General features: G+C 67.5%; 15 protein-coding genes. 10 read left to right on the forward strand and 5 right to left on the reverse strand.

The features are described from left to right. Positions 1-30: 30 nt before the first annotated feature. Positions 31-1,149: a lipid II:glycine glycyltransferase FemX gene (locus ACGFR7_RS11420; protein ID WP_393316344.1), complete on the reverse strand. Its 1,119-nt coding sequence runs from the start codon at positions 1,147-1,149 to the stop codon at positions 31-33. A 122-nt stretch (positions 1,150-1,271) separates the two neighbouring features. Next, on the reverse strand, positions 1,272-1,589 hold the full coding sequence (locus tag ACGFR7_RS11425) for a hypothetical protein (RefSeq protein ID WP_393316346.1): 318 nt from the start codon (positions 1,587-1,589) through the stop codon (positions 1,272-1,274). Between the two features lie 228 nt (positions 1,590-1,817). Here ACGFR7_RS11425 and rpsF point away from each other — a divergent pair, with 228 nt between their 5' ends. From rpsF to rplI, 4 genes are all read left to right on the forward strand, one after another. Then, positions 1,818-2,108 carry a 30S ribosomal protein S6 gene (gene rpsF, locus ACGFR7_RS11430; RefSeq protein WP_006604399.1) on the forward strand — a complete coding sequence of 97 codons (291 nt, stop codon included), beginning with the start codon at positions 1,818-1,820 and terminating at the stop codon, positions 2,106-2,108. A gap of 82 nt (positions 2,109-2,190) precedes the next feature. Continuing rightward, on the forward strand, positions 2,191-2,781 hold the full coding sequence (locus ACGFR7_RS11435; RefSeq protein WP_088798859.1) for a single-stranded DNA-binding protein: 591 nt from the start codon (positions 2,191-2,193) through the stop codon (positions 2,779-2,781). A 111-nt stretch (positions 2,782-2,892) separates the two neighbouring features. Next, on the forward strand, positions 2,893-3,129 hold the full coding sequence (rpsR, locus tag ACGFR7_RS11440) for a 30S ribosomal protein S18 (RefSeq protein WP_003978893.1): 237 nt from the start codon (positions 2,893-2,895) through the stop codon (positions 3,127-3,129). A gap of 18 nt (positions 3,130-3,147) precedes the next feature. Continuing rightward, positions 3,148-3,594 carry a 50S ribosomal protein L9 gene (gene rplI, locus ACGFR7_RS11445; RefSeq protein WP_311622961.1) on the forward strand — a complete coding sequence of 149 codons (447 nt, stop codon included), beginning with the start codon at positions 3,148-3,150 and terminating at the stop codon, positions 3,592-3,594. A gap of 83 nt (positions 3,595-3,677) precedes the next feature. Here the strand turns inward: rplI and ACGFR7_RS11450 are convergent, their stop codons facing one another. Further along, positions 3,678-4,502, reverse strand: a complete 825-nt coding sequence (locus tag ACGFR7_RS11450; RefSeq protein ID WP_393316350.1) for a trypsin-like serine peptidase — start codon at positions 4,500-4,502, stop codon at positions 3,678-3,680. 89 nt (positions 4,503-4,591) lie between these two features. Then, complete coding sequence (locus ACGFR7_RS11455) at positions 4,592-5,929, reverse strand: MATE family efflux transporter (protein ID WP_393316353.1); 1,338 nt, start codon at positions 5,927-5,929, stop codon at positions 4,592-4,594. Between the two features lie 459 nt (positions 5,930-6,388). Between ACGFR7_RS11455 and dnaB the strand changes: the two genes are divergently transcribed. From dnaB to ACGFR7_RS11485, 6 genes are all read left to right on the forward strand, one after another. Beyond that, positions 6,389-7,867 (forward strand): replicative DNA helicase, encoded by a 1,479-nt coding sequence (gene dnaB, locus ACGFR7_RS11460; protein WP_393316355.1) that lies wholly within the window; start codon positions 6,389-6,391, stop codon positions 7,865-7,867. 206 nt (positions 7,868-8,073) lie between these two features. Next, on the forward strand, positions 8,074-8,793 hold the full coding sequence (locus ACGFR7_RS11465; protein ID WP_393316358.1) for a TnsA-like heteromeric transposase endonuclease subunit: 720 nt from the start codon (positions 8,074-8,076) through the stop codon (positions 8,791-8,793). Further along, on the forward strand, positions 8,790-10,919 hold the full coding sequence (locus tag ACGFR7_RS11470) for a helix-turn-helix domain-containing protein (RefSeq protein ID WP_393316361.1): 2,130 nt from the start codon (positions 8,790-8,792) through the stop codon (positions 10,917-10,919). The genes ACGFR7_RS11465 and ACGFR7_RS11470 overlap by 4 nt, the downstream gene beginning before the upstream one ends. After that, positions 10,916-12,034 (forward strand): AAA family ATPase, encoded by a 1,119-nt coding sequence (locus ACGFR7_RS11475; protein WP_393316364.1) that lies wholly within the window; start codon positions 10,916-10,918, stop codon positions 12,032-12,034. Before ACGFR7_RS11470 ends, ACGFR7_RS11475 begins: the two co-directional genes overlap by 4 nt. After that, on the forward strand, positions 12,031-12,555 hold the full coding sequence (locus tag ACGFR7_RS11480; protein ID WP_393316366.1) for a TniQ family protein: 525 nt from the start codon (positions 12,031-12,033) through the stop codon (positions 12,553-12,555). Before ACGFR7_RS11475 ends, ACGFR7_RS11480 begins: the two co-directional genes overlap by 4 nt. A gap of 127 nt (positions 12,556-12,682) precedes the next feature. Continuing rightward, the gene (locus tag ACGFR7_RS11485; protein ID WP_393316369.1) at positions 12,683-14,683 is read left to right on the forward strand and encodes a LysR family transcriptional regulator; all 2,001 of its coding nucleotides are present in this window, start codon (positions 12,683-12,685) and stop codon (positions 14,681-14,683) included. Between the two features lie 12 nt (positions 14,684-14,695). Here the strand turns inward: ACGFR7_RS11485 and ACGFR7_RS11490 are convergent, their stop codons facing one another. Next, positions 14,696-15,097, reverse strand: coding sequence for a hypothetical protein (locus tag ACGFR7_RS11490; RefSeq protein WP_367449243.1), 402 nt, complete (start codon positions 15,095-15,097; stop codon positions 14,696-14,698). Positions 15,098-15,141: the final 44 nt, after the last annotated feature.

The raw sequence follows: 15,141 nt of genomic DNA on the forward strand, positions 1-15,141 counted from the left end.
GTCAGGAGTACGGACGGTGCGGTGAAGCGGTCAGCGGCGCGACATATACATGTCGAGCGCCTTGTGCAGCAGCTTGTTGAGCGGGAAGTCCCACTCGCCGAGGTACTCCGCTGCCTGCCCACCCGTGCCGACCTTGAACTGGATCAGGCCGAAGAGATGGTCGTTCTCGTCCAGCGAGTCGCTGATGCCGCGGAGGTCGTAGACCGAAGCGCCGAGCGCGTAGGAGTCCTGGAGCATCTTCCACTGCATCGCGTTCGAGGGGCGGACCTCGCGTTTGTGGTTGGCGGAGGCGCCGTAGGAGTACCAGACGTGGCCCCCGACGATCAGCATCGTGGCCGCCGCGACGTTCTCGCCCTCGTGGCGGGCGAAGTAGAGCCGCATGCGGTTGGGGTCCTCGGAGTTGAGGGCCGTCCACATGCGCTGGAAGTAGCCCAGCGGCCGCGGGTGGAAGCGGTCACGCTCCGCGGTGATCTCGTAGAGCCGCTGCCATTCGGCCAGTTCCTCGTAGCTGCCCTGGACGACCTCGACACCGGCCTTCTCGGCCTTCTTGATGTTGCGCCGCCACAGCTGGTTGAAGCCCTTGTGGATGTCCTCCAGCGAGCGGTTGGCCAGCGGCACCTGGAAGACATAGCGCGGCTGCACATCGCCGAAGCCGGCGCCGCCGTCCTCGCCCTGCTGCCAGCCCATGCGCCGCAGCCGGTCGGCGACCTCGAAGGCGCGGGGCTCGATATGGGTGGCCTCGACGTCCCGAAGCCGCTTGACGTCCGGGTTCTGGATGCCGGACTTGATCGCGGCGGAGTCCCAGCGGCGGATGATCACCGGCGGACCCATCTTCACGGAGAAGGCGCCCTTCTGCTTGAGGTGGCTGAGCATCGGCTGCAGCCAGTCCTCGAGGTTCGGTGAGAACCAGTTGATGACCGGGCCCTCGGGGAGATAGGCGAGGTAGCGCTTGATCTTGGGCAGCTGGCGGTAGAGCACCAGGGCCGCGCCGACCAGCGCGCCACTCGCGTCGAACCAGCCCAGACTCTCCGAACGCCATTCGGCCTTGACGTCCGCCCAGGCAGGAACCTGCATGTGGCTGGCCGCGGGCAGACTCTGGATATATGCCAGATGCTGCTCTCGGCTGATGGTCCTCAGGGTCAGGCTCATGCGGGGCGCTCCTCGGCAGGTGTGTCCCCTTGGTGGGGCTCCGGCTCTCGCGCCGAAGCCTACTGTGACCGCGGAGCGCCCCGTCTGGGCCATACGGGACGGAGCCCCGTATGCCGTATCGGCTAGCCGATCAGGCCACCGAAGAGGCCGCCGTGCGCCAGGCCGAGGTAGAAGCCGACGGCCGCCGCCCCCAGGCCGATGATCAACAGGAAGCGTTCACCCGTCGTCGACGAGATGAACTGTCCCCACAGGCCGGTGCCGATTCCGATCAGGCCGACCCAGGAGCTGACCAGGTGCAGGCTGGGAGAGAGCGTGGTGAAGATGGCGATCGCGCCGAGGAGCACAGTCACGATGGCGATGGTGTTCTCGACGGGATGGCTTTTGCCGTCGCTGTTGAGCAGCGAGAGCAGATTCCGCTGGGTCCGTGCTGCCTGTGCCATGCGGTACCTCCGAGGACAGGGCGGCGCACTGTAACGCCGCTCACACCCGTTGTGTTCCAGATTGGGGGGTGGAGCGGGCGGATTTCAACCGGAAGGCTTCAGGCAGGTACTCTGTACGGTCTGCGCCTATGTCTGTCCGGATGACCGGACGGGCGCGGTGCGGAACGCATACGACCCTCCTGCCACGGAACGACCGTGGCCGCTGAGTCCAAAGGAGGTGGGTTCTACATGCGTCACTACGAGGTGATGGTCATCCTCGACCCCGATCTCGAGGAGCGCGCTGTCTCCCCGCTGATCGAGAACTTCCTCTCCGTCGTCCGTGAGGGCAACGGAAAGGTCGAGAAGGTCGACACCTGGGGCCGTCGTCGTCTCTCTTACGAGATCAAGAAGAAGCCCGAGGGCATCTACTCGGTCATCGACCTGCAGGCCGAGCCTGCGGTCGTCAAGGAGCTCGACCGTCAGATGAACCTGAACGAGTCGGTCCTCCGGACCAAGGTCCTTCGTCCCGAGACCCACTGAGCGCGCAAGCGTCCAGCGGTAACCGGGTCCGAGTAGCAGCAACACCAGCAGCCAGCAGCACACCCGCCGAGAGGTTCCCCTAATGGCAGGCGAGACCGTCATCACGGTTGTCGGCAATCTTGTCGACGACCCCGAGCTGCGCTTCACCCCGTCCGGTGCGGCGGTCGCGAAGTTCCGCGTCGCGTCCACTCCCCGCACGTTCGACCGTCAGACCAATGAGTGGAAGGACGGCGAGAGCCTGTTCCTGACCTGCTCGGTGTGGCGTCAGGCGGCGGAGAACGTCGCCGAGTCCCTGACGCGGGGTACCCGCGTGGTCGTCCAGGGCCGCCTCAAGCAGCGGTCGTACGAGGACCGCGAGGGCGTGAAGCGCACGGTCTACGAGCTCGACGTCGAGGAAGTCGGCGCGAGCCTGAAGAACGCCACGGCCAAGATCACCAAGACCAGTGGTCGCGGTGGCCAGGGTGGCGGCGGCTTCGGCGGCGGTCAGCAGGGCGGTGGCCAGGGTGGCGGCGGCTGGGGCGGCGGCCCCGGCGGCGGTCAGCAGGGCGGCGGCGGGGCTCCCGCCGACGACCCGTGGGCGACCAACGGCCCGGCCGGCGGCGGTCAGCAGGGTGGCGGCGGTGGCTGGGGCGGTAGCTCCGGCGGTGGCTACTCGGACGAGCCGCCCTTCTAGGTCCGTAGAGCTGGCCCGGCTCCGCGCTGTTTCACGTGAAACAGCGCCGTGAGGCGGCCAGGGGCCTTGAGGGCGTCAGCACAAACTTCTTGAACTCATTGGAGAGAGATAATGGCGAAGCCGCCTGCTCGCAAGCCTAAGAAGAAGGTTTGCGTGTTCTGCAAGGAGAAGATCTCCTACGTCGACTACAAGGACACGAACCTGCTGCGGAAGTTCATTTCCGACCGCGGCAAGATCCGTGCCCGCCGGGTCACCGGCAACTGCACTCAGCACCAGCGTGACGTCGCCACGGCCGTGAAGAACAGCCGTGAGATGGCGCTGCTGCCCTACACGTCCACCGCGCGATAAGGGAAGGGTGACCGAATCATGAAGATCATCCTCACCCACGAGGTCTCCGGCCTCGGCACCGCCGGCGACGTCGTTGACGTCCGCGACGGGTACGCCCGTAACTACCTGGTCCCGCGTGGTTTCGCGATCCGCTGGACCAAGGGTGGCGAGAAGGACGTCGAGCAGATCCGCCGCGGTCGCAAGATCCGCGAGATCGCGACGATCGAGCAGGCCAACGAGGTCAAGGGCCGGCTCGAGGGCGTCAACGTGAAGCTGGCCGTTCGCGCCGGCGACGCGGGCCGCCTGTTCGGCTCCGTCACCCCGGCCGATGTCGCCTCGGCGATCAAGGCCGCCGGTGGTCCGGACGTCGACAAGCGTCGTGTCGAGCTCGGCTCGCCGATCAAGACCCTGGGCGCGCACCAGATCTCCGTGCGTCTGCACGCCGAGGTCGTGGCGAAGCTCGGCGTCGAGGTCGTCGCCGCGTAGTTTCCGCACCACGCCGAAGGGCCGCATCCCGTCACCACCGGGGTGCGGCCCTTCGCCGTGCCCGGGGGGCCGGCGGCCGGCTGTCAGTCCGCGTCCTGGGCGCGCCTGTAGAGCTCGGCGACGTCGTCGTCGAAGTACGCGGCGTAGGAGACATCGTCTTCGTCACCACCGCCTTCATGGCCGCCGAGAACACCGATGACCGTGCCGGTGTGGCTCTTGGGGTCGTAATCGGCCAGCCAGGGGCTGCCGCTCGTTCCGCCCTCGAAGTCGGTGCAATGGATACGCATCTGGGTGTCGCTGTACTTCGTCGTGCGGTTCTGGCAGGAGATCGGGGTGTCCCGGCTGGTCGGATACCCGGTGATCTTGACCTCGTTGTCGAAGCCACGGTCGATGCCGAGGGTGTTGCCGCCCAGGACGTCCTGGATCTGCTTGCCGTTCTTCTTGTCGAGCACGAGGAAGGCGACGTCGAGATCCTCGTCCTGAGACTTGGCCCAGCGGTCGTCGACGATCACCTTCCTGACCTTCCAGAGGCCGGTGGGCTCGTTGCGGTCGCGGTAGTCGGGGGCAAAGACGAGATCGTCCACCGTCGTCCCGGCGTCCGCGTCAAAGGCACAGTGCGCCGCGGTGATGAGCATGTTCCGGCCCGGGCTCTGCACCACGCTCGCGGTACAGAAGTGGTCTCCGGTGTCGTCCTTCTCGAAGACCACGCCGACCCGGGCGTTCTGCTCGGTGCGGCGTGGGGTGTACGCACTGCCGTCCTCGGCCGGAGCCGTAGCGGCGGGATCCTGGTCCTGGGGATCCTGGCCGGCCTCGCCGGACTTGCCGAAGCTGCTGTGACCGCTGACACGGCTGCTGCTCCTCTCGCCCTCCCCCTCCGAGGCGTAGCCCACCACGACAGCAGCCACCATGACGACGAGCGTCAGGGGCACCACGGACCTACCGGCAAGCGAGCGCACACGGTCATTATTGACATGCGCTGCGTGTTGCGGGAGATGGTTCAGCGCGAGGCTCCTGTCACAATCCACCGGCCCGAGCGGGTACGCAGCCACAGAGTCAGCATGCGGACGGTCATCATCAGCGCCATTGCCCCCCACAGCGCCACCAGTCCGCCGCCCAGGGCGGGTACGGCCCACGCGGCCGGAGCGAACAGCGCCAGCGTCACCACCATGGCCCAGGCGAGATAAGGGCCGTCCCCGGCGCCCATCAGGACACCGTCGAGGATGAAGACGATGCCGGAGACCGGCTGGGTCACGGCCACGACCAGGAGCGTGCTCAGCAGCGGGCCCTGCACGGCGGGGTCCGAGGTGAACAGAGGGATGAACAAGGGACGGGCGAGCGCGACCAGTACACCGAGGACCAGGCCGGCGGCGATGCCCCACTGGACCATCCGGCGGCAGGCGGCCCTGGCGCCGTCGCGGTCCTCCGCACCGAGGTAGCGGCCTATGATGGCCTGCCCGGCGATGGCGATGGCGTCCAGGGCGAAGGCCAGCAGGGTCCACAGCGTGTGCACGATCTGATGCGCGGCGACCTCGGCATCGCCGAGCCGGGCGGCAACGGCGGTGGCGATCAACAGCACAGCGCGCAGCGAGAGCGTACGGACCAGCAGTGGGACCCCTGCCTGAGCCGAGGCGCGGATGCCCGCGGCGTCGGGGCGCAGCGAGGCGCCATGCCGTCGTGCACCGCGGATGACCACAGTGAGGTAGACAGCGGCCATGCCGCACTGGGCGATGACCGTGCCCCAGGCGGAGCCCACGATGCCGAGCCCGGCGCCGTAGACCAGGAAGACGTTGAGCGCGGCGTTGGCGGAGAAGCCGCCGATGGCGACATAGAGCGGGGTCCGGGTGTCCTGGAGCCCGCGGAGCACGCCGGTGGCTGCCAGCACGACGAGCATCGCGGGGATGCCGAGGGCGCTGATGCGCAGATACGCCGTCGCGTACGGGGCGGCGGTGGCGGAGGCTCCGAAGGCCTCGACGAGCCAGGGGGCCGTGGGCAGGACGGCCACGATGACGGCGGCGCCGAGCAGCAGGGCGAGCCAGATGCCGTCCATGCCCTGGCGGATGGCGGCAGGAAGATCGCCGGCGCCGACCCTGCGGGCGACCGCGGCGGTGGTCGCGTAGGCGAGGAAGACGAAGACGGAGACGGCGGTGGTGAGCAGGGCGGCGGCGACGCCTAGGCCGGCGAGCTGGGGAGTGCCGAGGTGGCCGATGACGGCGCTGTCGACCATGACGAAGAGAGGTTCCGCGACCAGTGAGCCGAAGGCGGGCAGGGCGAGGGCGATGATCTCGCGGTCATGGCGGCGGTCGGTGCGCCGCGGTGTCGCGGGAGCCTGGGTCATGCGCTTAAGGTAATCGTCCACAGGTAAGAGATGCAAACCCCTTGCAGTCCTTACTTTCCGCTGCGTGGAGTTGCCTTCCCTGTGCCGTTTGTCGTGATCTTGATCCGCATGGGGAAGTTTTTCTTCCCCACAGCCTATGGATGAGAAAACTGCAGGTCAGAGGGGTGTGGGCGGAGTGATTGTGTGCTTGTCCACAGAAGTTTCCCCCGTGCCGTGCACAGGATCCGGGGACTTCTCCACAGCTGTAGGCCAGTCATCCACATGGCCTGTGGATAACCAGATTGGCGGACGGTGCCCGCGGGCCTACCGTGGTCCGGCACCCGCCGCCTGTTTCCGGCCTGAGAAATCGTCCGAACTCGACGCGCCGTAACCGGAGTCGGGCGTCTCGATTGTCAGAGCTGTGCCGTAAGAAAGAACAGCACAGCAAGGTCCGCGCCGCGGACGGGAGGAGGTGCCGGGGTGAGCATTCCCGAGCCCATGGAAGACCCCTGGGCGGACTCCGGTCCCAGCGACCTGCTGCCGGCCGCCCGCTCCCGGCGGGGCGAGGGTAAGGGACGCGGCCGCGGCGACCGCCAGGAACGCGACGACGAAGGCGGCGGCTCCTGGGCAGGAGGTTTCGAGCGCGTCCCCCCACAGGACCTGGATGCCGAGCAGTCCGTGCTCGGCGGCATGCTGCTGTCCAAGGACGCGATCGCGGACGTCGTCGAGGTCCTCAAGGGCGAGGATTTCTACCGCCCCGCCCATGAGCTGGTCTACCAGGCGATCCTCGACCTGTACGCCAAGGGCGAGCCCGCCGACCCGATCACCATCGCCGCGGAGCTGACCAAGCGCGGCGAGATCGCGCGGGTCGGCGGTGCCTCATATCTGCACACCCTCGTCCAGTCCGTACCGACCGCCGCGAACGCCGAGTACTACGCCGAGATCGTCCATGAGCGTGCGGTGCTGCGCCGGCTGGTCGAGGCCGGGACCCGTATCACGCAGATGGGATACGCCGCGGACGGCGATGTCGACGAGATCGTCAACAGCGCCCAGGCGGAGATCTACGCCGTCACCGAGCAGCGGACCAGTGAGGACTACCTTCCGCTCGGCGACATCATGGAGGGCGCCCTCGACGAGATCGAGGCGATCGGCTCGCGCCAGGGCCAGATGACGGGTGTGCCGACGGGCTTCACCGACCTGGATTCCCTGACGAACGGCCTGCACCCCGGCCAGATGATCGTGATCGCGGCCCGTCCCGCCATGGGTAAGTCGACCCTGGCGCTGGACTTCGCGCGGGCCTGCTCGATCAAGAGCAACCTGCCGAGCGTGATCTTCTCGCTGGAAATGGGGCGCAACGAGATCGCGATGCGTCTGCTGTCCGCCGAGGCGCGGGTCGCGCTGCACCACATGCGCTCCGGCAGCATGACGGACGAGGACTGGACACGGCTGGCGCGCCGGATGCCCGATGTCTCCGCGGCACCGCTGTACATCGACGATTCGCCGAACCTGTCGATGATGGAGATCCGCGCCAAGTGCCGTCGGCTCAAGCAGCGCAACGAACTGAAGCTGGTGGTCATCGACTACCTCCAGCTGATGCAGTCCGGCGGCTCGAAGCGCGCCGAGAGCCGCCAGCAGGAGGTCTCGGACATGTCCCGAAACCTCAAGCTGCTGGCGAAGGAGCTGGAGCTCCCGGTGATCGCGCTCTCCCAGCTGAACCGTGGCCCCGAGCAGCGGACGGACAAGAAGCCGATGGTCTCCGACCTGCGTGAATCCGGTTCGATCGAGCAGGACGCCGACATGGTCATCCTGCTGCACCGCGAGGACGCCTATGAGAAGGAGTCCCCGAGGGCCGGCGAGGCCGACCTGATCGTGGCGAAGCACCGTAACGGCCCCACGGCGACGATCACGGTCGCGTTCCAGGGTCACTACTCGCGCTTTGTGGACATGGCGCAGACGTGAGGCGAGCGTTGTTGTAGGGTCTCAGATTTCGTGGCCAAATCTCACGAGCGATGGCCAAGCGATGGCATATCTGACACGACTCTGAGACTGGCAGGTCAAGTCGCTCACTCGTATGGGTGATTGGGCTCTAATGCTGGTGCCTCCGATGGAAGCTCGCTGACACCGTGGGCTCACGGGGCATCGCTCGTGAGGCTTGGGGGTGTGCGGTGGGGGAGATCGCCGCGACGGTGAGCGTTCGGCGGCAACGCGGTGCTGTTGTCGAAGGTCGGGATTGGGGTACGGCACCCGTTGATCTTCTGCGGTCGGCTTGTCCGTGGCGGGCGTTCCGTTGGTACAAGGGCCAGAAGCACTACTCGGGGACCTACTGGTCGGCGACGATGCGCGATCACGTGATCTACGAATCCCGCCTGGAACTGTCCCGCTTGCTCTTCGCCGACTTCGATCCGTCCGTACGTGGCATCGTGGCTCAGCCCTTCCTGCTGAAGGCGGTGCTGGAGGGGAAAGTGCGCCGTCACATCCCGGACTATCTCCTGCTCACTGGTCAAGTTCCGGTGGTTGTCGACGTCAAGCCGTTGAGTCGATTGTCCAAGCCAGAGGTGGAGTTCACCTTCGACTGGACCCGGCAGGCGGTGGAGTCGCGGGGATGGAAGTACGAGATCTGGAGCGAGCCTCCGGCCGTGGAACTGGAGAACATCCGGTTCTTGGCGGGTTACCGCAGGGACTGGCTGTTCAGCCCTGAAGTCTTGGAGGAGCTCCAGGACGTGGACCTCGACGGGGTCGTCTTGGGGCAGGTGCCAGGCTGCCTGCCAGGCCGTCCGGAGCTCCAAGTCCGATCCGCTGTCCATCATCTGCTCTGGACGCAGACCTTCGTCACGGATCTCGACCGACCGCTCGGCCCTTCGCACGTGTTGAGGAGGGTGGCATGAGCAAGGCGGGAGTCCGAGTCGGAGTTGGTACGTCCTTCCGCTACGACGGTGAGACCGTCGAAGTGGTGGAGATGGCCGCGACCACTGCGGGCAACGAAGTGGTCTTGAAGGACGGGCAAGGGCGTCTCCTTCGGCTGTCGCTCAAGGAGTTGCTGTTCTCCGACCGGGCTGCCATCAATCCTGATGGCCCGGGACCGTCGGCAGGCGACGAGGGCGAGATCGCCTCCGTGGTGCTGGGTCAGCTTGGTGAGGCGGAAAGACGGGAGATTCTGGAACGGGCTGAGCATGTCCGTGAACTTCTGACGGGGTATCGCTCCGGGAGTCCGGAACTTGCGCGTGAAGGCGAACCCCGTGATGAGTACGCACCGTCGACATCGCTGGAAGCCAGGTACGCGGCGAAGGCTGCGGAGCTGGGGGTCTCCTCGCGTTCGGTGAGGAGATGGGTCACCGCGTTTCGGGAACAGGGCGAAGTGGGGCTCGCGCCGAGCCAGGGATCGACCCGGAAGTCGCAGGTCGCGGTCGACGAACGGTGGGTGGAGACCGCGGTGGAGGTGATGGTCGAGCACGCTGACCAGTCGCGGCCGTCGCGGACGGTGGTGATCGAGCGGACCCGGGCTCGGGTGATCGCGCGGTTCGGCGAGGGAGTGGTGCCGCAGCCGAGTCGGGCGACGGCGTTTCGGCTGTTGGAGGAGTTGGAGCGACGCCATCCGTTGTTCCGGCTGAGTACGAAGCGGAACCGGGATATCGCTGGTCGGCCGGAGGGTCCGTACGGGAAGCTGCGGCCGACGAGGCCGGGCGAGTATCTGCTGATGGACTCCACGCGCCTGGACGTCTTCGCGTTCGACCCGCTGACGCTGAAGTGGGTTCAAGCCGAGTTGAGTGTCGGGATGGACTGGTACTCCCGCTGCATCACGGGGATCCGGCTGACGCCGGTCTCGACGAAGGCGGTGGATGTCAGCGCGGTGCTGTTCCAGGCGTTTCGGCCGCGGCCGACGGGGCGGGACTGGCCGCGGCACGCGGTCTGGCCCGAGCACGGCATCCCCCGCACCGTCTTGGTCGACGTCGAAGGTGCCACCGGGCCGGGCCTGGCCTCGCCGCCTCTGGTCCCGGAGACGCTGGTTGTCGACCACGGCAAGGTCTACGTCTCGGAGCATCTGACCAGCGTCTGCCGCCGGATGGGCATCTCCATCCAGCCGGCCCGGCTGCGGACGGGCCGCGACAAGGGGCCGGTCGAGCGCTACTTCCGGACCCTGCGGGAGGGTCTGCTGCAGGTGCTGCCTGGCTACAAGGGGCCCGACATTCACTCGCGGGGCGAGAGCCCGGAGGACGACGCGTTCTTCTTCCTCGACGAGCTTGAGGCGATCATCCGGGAGTGGACTGCGGCGGTCTATCACTGCCGGCCGCACTCCAGCCTGGTCGATCCGGGCCTGCCGGGGTTGCGGATGTCCCCGGCGAAGATGTTCGAGCACGGCATGGCCCGCGCCGGCTACATCGAGGTTCCCCGGGATCGCGATCTCGCCTTCGAGTTCCTCCAGACGAAGTGGCGCACGGTCCAGCACTACGGGGTCGAGATCGGCCGCCGCCGCTACAGCGGCCCCGGCCTGCCCGAGCCGGGCGTCCGCAGCCCCTACGACAGTCCGGTCAAGAACGGCTGGCCCTTCCAGGTGGACCCCGACGACATCACCCGGATCTACTTCCGCGATCCGGCTACTCGGGCCTGGCACACGTTGGTCTGGGAACACGCGCCATCGGCCGCGATGCCACTGAGCGAGGACGCGCTGACGTTCGCCCGCCAACTGGCTGCCTCGAAATATCGCTTTCCCGACGACCGGCTTGCCGTCGCTGATCTGTTGGAGCGATGGAATCTCGGGCTGGGCACCACGATCGCCGAGCGGCGCATGGCCCTGCGGCTCTCGCGCGAGCAGGCCGCTATCGAGCTTCCAGAGAGTGAGGCGGAGACGGTCGTCTCGCTTCCGTCCGTACGCAAGGCCCTCGGCCAGGACGAGCAGACCGCGGAACTGCGGGAGCCCAACGTGGTGACGGAGACCGGGGATGACGACGAGGCTGATCTGGAGGACCTCGCCGGGGAGGACGACTTCTACGTCGATGCCCTGGAGGACGTGTGAACGGCGGCGGCGTTCTGCAGCCGGGCAGTCTCGCCTTGTCGCGGAAGGAGGACTTCAAGGCGTTCGCCGAGAGCCCTCGCCGCAGCCGGCCTGACCTGCTGACCCGAAAGCAGCTGAAGTCCCTGGCCACGCAGGCGCGGGCGGACTACGACCGTCAGCGCCGGCAGTGGCACGCGAACATCGGCCCGGTCAAGACGCCGCAACTGACAGAGCTCCATGAAGACCTATGGGACATCGTCGACAGCAACGAGCAGGACGGCGACAAGGCCAAAGGGGCTGTGGCCGTCGACGCGTTCCCGGGGCTGGGCAAGACGACCTCGGTGCTGGCCTTCGCACGGGACTTCCACCAGCGGGAGATCGAGGAGTCTGGACCGTTCACGAGCCAGGGGCACGAGCGGATCCCTGTCTGCCGGGTCGGGCTGACCGGGAACACCGGAATGAAGGATCTCAACCGGGCCATGCTGGAGTTCTTCGGCCACCCCGGACAGATGCGGGGGACCACCGCCCAGTTCGGACGGCGGGTGCTGGACTGCGTGCTGTCCTGTGATGTCCGTCTGGTGGTTCTGGACGATCTGCACTTTTTGAAATGGGGACAGAAGAGCGGCATCGAGGTGAGCAACCACCAGAAGTGGATCGCCAACGAGTTCCCGGTGACGTTGCTGATGGTGGGGGTCGAGCTCGCGAAGAAGGGCCTGTTCGGCGAAGGAACGAACGGGCGCGACACCGCTCTGGCCCAGACCGGCCGCCGCACCACCCGCCTCGGGCTTCGTCCGTTCACCATCGATATGGAGGCCGGGCGCCGGGAGTGGCGGCAGATGCTGCTGGCCCTCGAACAGCGAGTCGTGCTCACCGACAAGCATCCCGGCATGCTCGCGGACGACCTGTCGGACTACCTCTTCGCCCGCAGCACCGGACACATCGGCTCGCTGATGACGCTGATCAACCGCAGCTGCCAGCGGGCGGTCCGCACCGGCGCCGAACGTCTTGACCAGGAGCTCATGGACCGGGTGAAGAACGACGAGGCATCCGAAGCCGCCCGCCTCGAACTGCAGGCCGCGCTGGAGAAGAAACGGCTGACCAGCCGCCCGCGGCCCCGGAGCCGGCGACCCGCATGAGAACGCCGGCCCGCACCCTGCCGATCCGGCTGCCTCCACTGCCCGGCGAGGCCCTGGACTCATGGCTGGAGGCGATAGCAAGACGGATGGACACCGCGCTCGGTGATGTCCTGCTGCACTTCGGCTTCCCGGTCCGGCACCGGGCCGGAAACCAGTTCAGGGGCATCCCGGCAGACTGGACGATCCTCCTCGACGAGCGGTTGGCCGCCGCTGTCGCACACGCCACCGGGACGTCCCCGGAGACAGTCGCTGCCCTGACCCTGGCTCATTACGACGGACGGGCCCTCCACCTGAGTGCCGGGGGCCGGGCCGTGTCACGGCACGTCCTTTGGGGCCGCGGAGGGGGATCCCGGTTCTGTCCGGAGTGCCTTCATGCCACTGGTGGGCGATGGCAATTGTCCTGGAGGCTCGGTTTCTCCTTCGCCTGCACCCGGCACCGCAGGCTGCTGGCGGACTGCTGCCCGCACTGCGGGTGCCGCGGCAGCGGGGCCCCGTTCTGGCCGGTCCGTCCCCCGGCCTGAACTCTGCGGCAATCCACCGACCCGCCCCACCCGCCCGTTCTCGGCGGGCTGCGGCACCGATCTGACCCGCGCTTCGACGCTCCTCCTGCCTCCTGGTCATCCGGTTCTCACGGCGCAGGACCGAGTGATGGAGATCATCGACGGGGCAACGGCAGCTTTCGGCCCCTACCGAGCCTCTCCCCAGCCGGCCTCGGCGGTGCTGGCCGACATCCGGGCCCTGGGCATACGCGTCCTGAGCGACCTGCCCGCAGCTGTCCTACGAGAACAGATCCCGGCTGACATCGCAGAAGCTCACCTCAGCACCGATGCGGTCTCCCCGCACACCGGACAGGCCATGGAACGTCCGGGGTTCATGGCCCCGCCCCGAGCCGCGGACACGGCCGTCGCGGTCACCATGGCCCTGAGTATCCTGGAGCAACCAGGAATCCACCCGGCCGGCGAGGCCCTGCGGAGCCTGCTGGAAGCAGTACGCGAGGAACTCACGCAGATCTCGGCGACCAGCATCGACAGCTGGGGCAGGGGCATCAGCCCGGTGCTGCAGTCCGTGCACCTGGCGGCCCTCGCCCCTTCCCTCCGCCCCAGCGAATACGTGCGCTACCGCATCATGACCGAGACCCCCCGCCGGCCGACCCGGACCACTCGGGACATCGAGCAGCGAGCCAGGAAGATCCCCACGATGTTCTGGCCGCCCTGGACGATCCGCCTCGCACCACCTGAAGGAATCCATGCGCGGGCTCTGGCTCCCGTTCTCGCCGCCCTGTTGCTGATTCCCGACAGCCGCACATCTCTGGACCAGGCAGCCGGGCTGATCGGTGACGTCATCGACGGCACTGAGGTGTCACGCCTCCTCCAGGAAGTCGACGACCTTCCGCATTGGCCGGACATCGCCACTGCTCTGGACCGGCTCGCGGACTACCTCGGTGCCAACAGCACCCCCATCGACTACGGTCGGCGCCGACTCCTCGACTACACCAGCCTGCTTCCTCATGACCGCTGGCTGGAGATCTGCCGCCACACCGGAACACCACCGGGAACCGGACGGCGCGAGCGCATCGCACGCAGCCAGCTCTTCCAACGTCTCAGCGGCCTGCCCGCCGAGTCTGCCCCCGACGACCTGGGCGGGCCCGACAGTGCAGAGTTCCGGGCGACGTCCCTGCGGTTCACCGCGCTTCAGACCCCTGAACTCGTGCATGCCCTCCAGCAGGAAGCCCTCACCTTCCTGGCCTCACACCACATCCACGACGAGCCCATGACCTGGCAGCCGCCCGCCACCCTGCTGGCAGGGCTCTCCCTTCCCGGCCCCGACCCGGCACACGTCGACCTACCCCGCCTGCACCAGCTTGTCCGCGAACGCCAGCACCCCGTTCAGCACGCCGCCCAGGTCCTGGGCACGACCGTCGAGGCCATCCGACATGCCCTCGACGAGCATCCAGCCCCCGCACCCCCGCTGACGAAGAGCACCGCCAGGGCCACCGGCCGCATCCGGCAGCAGGCCCGGCAAGCCATTCCGGCAGAGCGCTTCACCCGGCTCTACCTCGACAAACACCGGTCCCTCCAGCAGATCGCCACCCTCACCGGCTTCTCCCGCAGAGTGCTGACCGACCTTGCCAAGGAGTACGGCATCCCGCTCCGCGAGGGCCCCAAGGACTACAAGCGCCGCGGCACTGTCGAACGGGCCTGGCTCATCGAGCAGTACGTCCACCGCCGCCGGACCCTGCCGGACCTCGCCCGAGAAGCTGGAATGAGCACCGCGAACATGGCCCGCTGGGCCAAGACCCACAACGTTCCGCTGCGACCACGCGGAGGGTCCAGTCACAGCCAGGTTCTTCGGGCAATCGACCAGGTCAGCCGAGCACCAAGCATCCTTCGGCCGGCACTCGGCGGCCAGGGGGCCAGCGAACGGTTGAGCCGATTCGCGGCTGCATCTCCCTACCCCAGCCACGGTGCCGCAGCGAGCGGCCTCGGCCTCAACACGTTCACCCTCGTCGCACAGATCAACCGGATCGAACGAGAACTCGGTGGACCACTCCTGGTCCGGGCGGAACGAGGTAGGCCCATGACGCTCACTCCCCTGGGGAAGAAGGTGCTCAAGGCCATTCGAAAGATGCAGGACAACACGATGCCCTGAGACGCGGCATGATCATTCCGGGTCGGCAATGCGTCGGAACACCCCGTCCAACTCGCCGGAGGCCACGAGCCCGGCAATCACGCGCACCATGCTGCCGATGCCGGGATTCCGCACGATCAGCCCGTCCGCGCAGAAAAAGCACTGCCCGGAGACCGCCTCTCCGCTCGCCTCCCAGCTCCGCATGAGCCGATCCACCTCGGCGAGAGTGAAGATCGTGGAACTCCAGCGCGACCCGTCGGCAAGATGAACCTCGGCATCGACGTTGCAGACCTCTTCGATCGCCTCGTCCGGTTCCACGAGGAAGAGCACCTGGAAGCCGGCGGCCCGAACCCGGTAGTAGGGAGCCTCCCAGTCGGCATCAGAAGCCCGACCCTCGGACGCCGGGCCCGCCTGTTGCGGCATCGACGCCGTCACTGAAGTTCCTCACCCGGCGGTATGAAGGCGTCGGCGCTGTCGGC

It is taken from the genome of Streptomyces sp. NPDC048516, from assembly GCF_043199875.1.
Classification (GTDB): Bacteria; Actinomycetota; Actinomycetes; order Streptomycetales; family Streptomycetaceae; genus Streptomyces.

Coding starts and splice junctions, on each gene's coding strand:
- rpsF (WP_006604399.1), top strand. CDS start 1,818: ATGCGTCACTACGAGGTGATGGTCATCCTCGACCCCGATCTCGAGGAG.
- ACGFR7_RS11480 (WP_393316366.1), top strand. CDS start 12,031: ATGAGAACGCCGGCCCGCACCCTGCCGATCCGGCTGCCTCCACTGCCC.
- rplI (WP_311622961.1), top strand. CDS start 3,148: ATGAAGATCATCCTCACCCACGAGGTCTCCGGCCTCGGCACCGCCGGC.
- ACGFR7_RS11455 (WP_393316353.1), bottom strand. CDS start 5,929: ATGACCCAGGCTCCCGCGACACCGCGGCGCACCGACCGCCGCCATGAC.
- ACGFR7_RS11470 (WP_393316361.1), top strand. CDS start 8,790: ATGAGCAAGGCGGGAGTCCGAGTCGGAGTTGGTACGTCCTTCCGCTAC.
- ACGFR7_RS11425 (WP_393316346.1), bottom strand. CDS start 1,589: ATGGCACAGGCAGCACGGACCCAGCGGAATCTGCTCTCGCTGCTCAAC.
- rpsR (WP_003978893.1), top strand. CDS start 2,893: ATGGCGAAGCCGCCTGCTCGCAAGCCTAAGAAGAAGGTTTGCGTGTTC.
- ACGFR7_RS11435 (WP_088798859.1), top strand. CDS start 2,191: ATGGCAGGCGAGACCGTCATCACGGTTGTCGGCAATCTTGTCGACGAC.
- ACGFR7_RS11420 (WP_393316344.1), bottom strand. CDS start 1,149: ATGAGCCTGACCCTGAGGACCATCAGCCGAGAGCAGCATCTGGCATAT.
- ACGFR7_RS11450 (WP_393316350.1), bottom strand. CDS start 4,502: ATGGTGGCTGCTGTCGTGGTGGGCTACGCCTCGGAGGGGGAGGGCGAG.
- ACGFR7_RS11485 (WP_393316369.1), top strand. CDS start 12,683: ATGGAGATCATCGACGGGGCAACGGCAGCTTTCGGCCCCTACCGAGCC.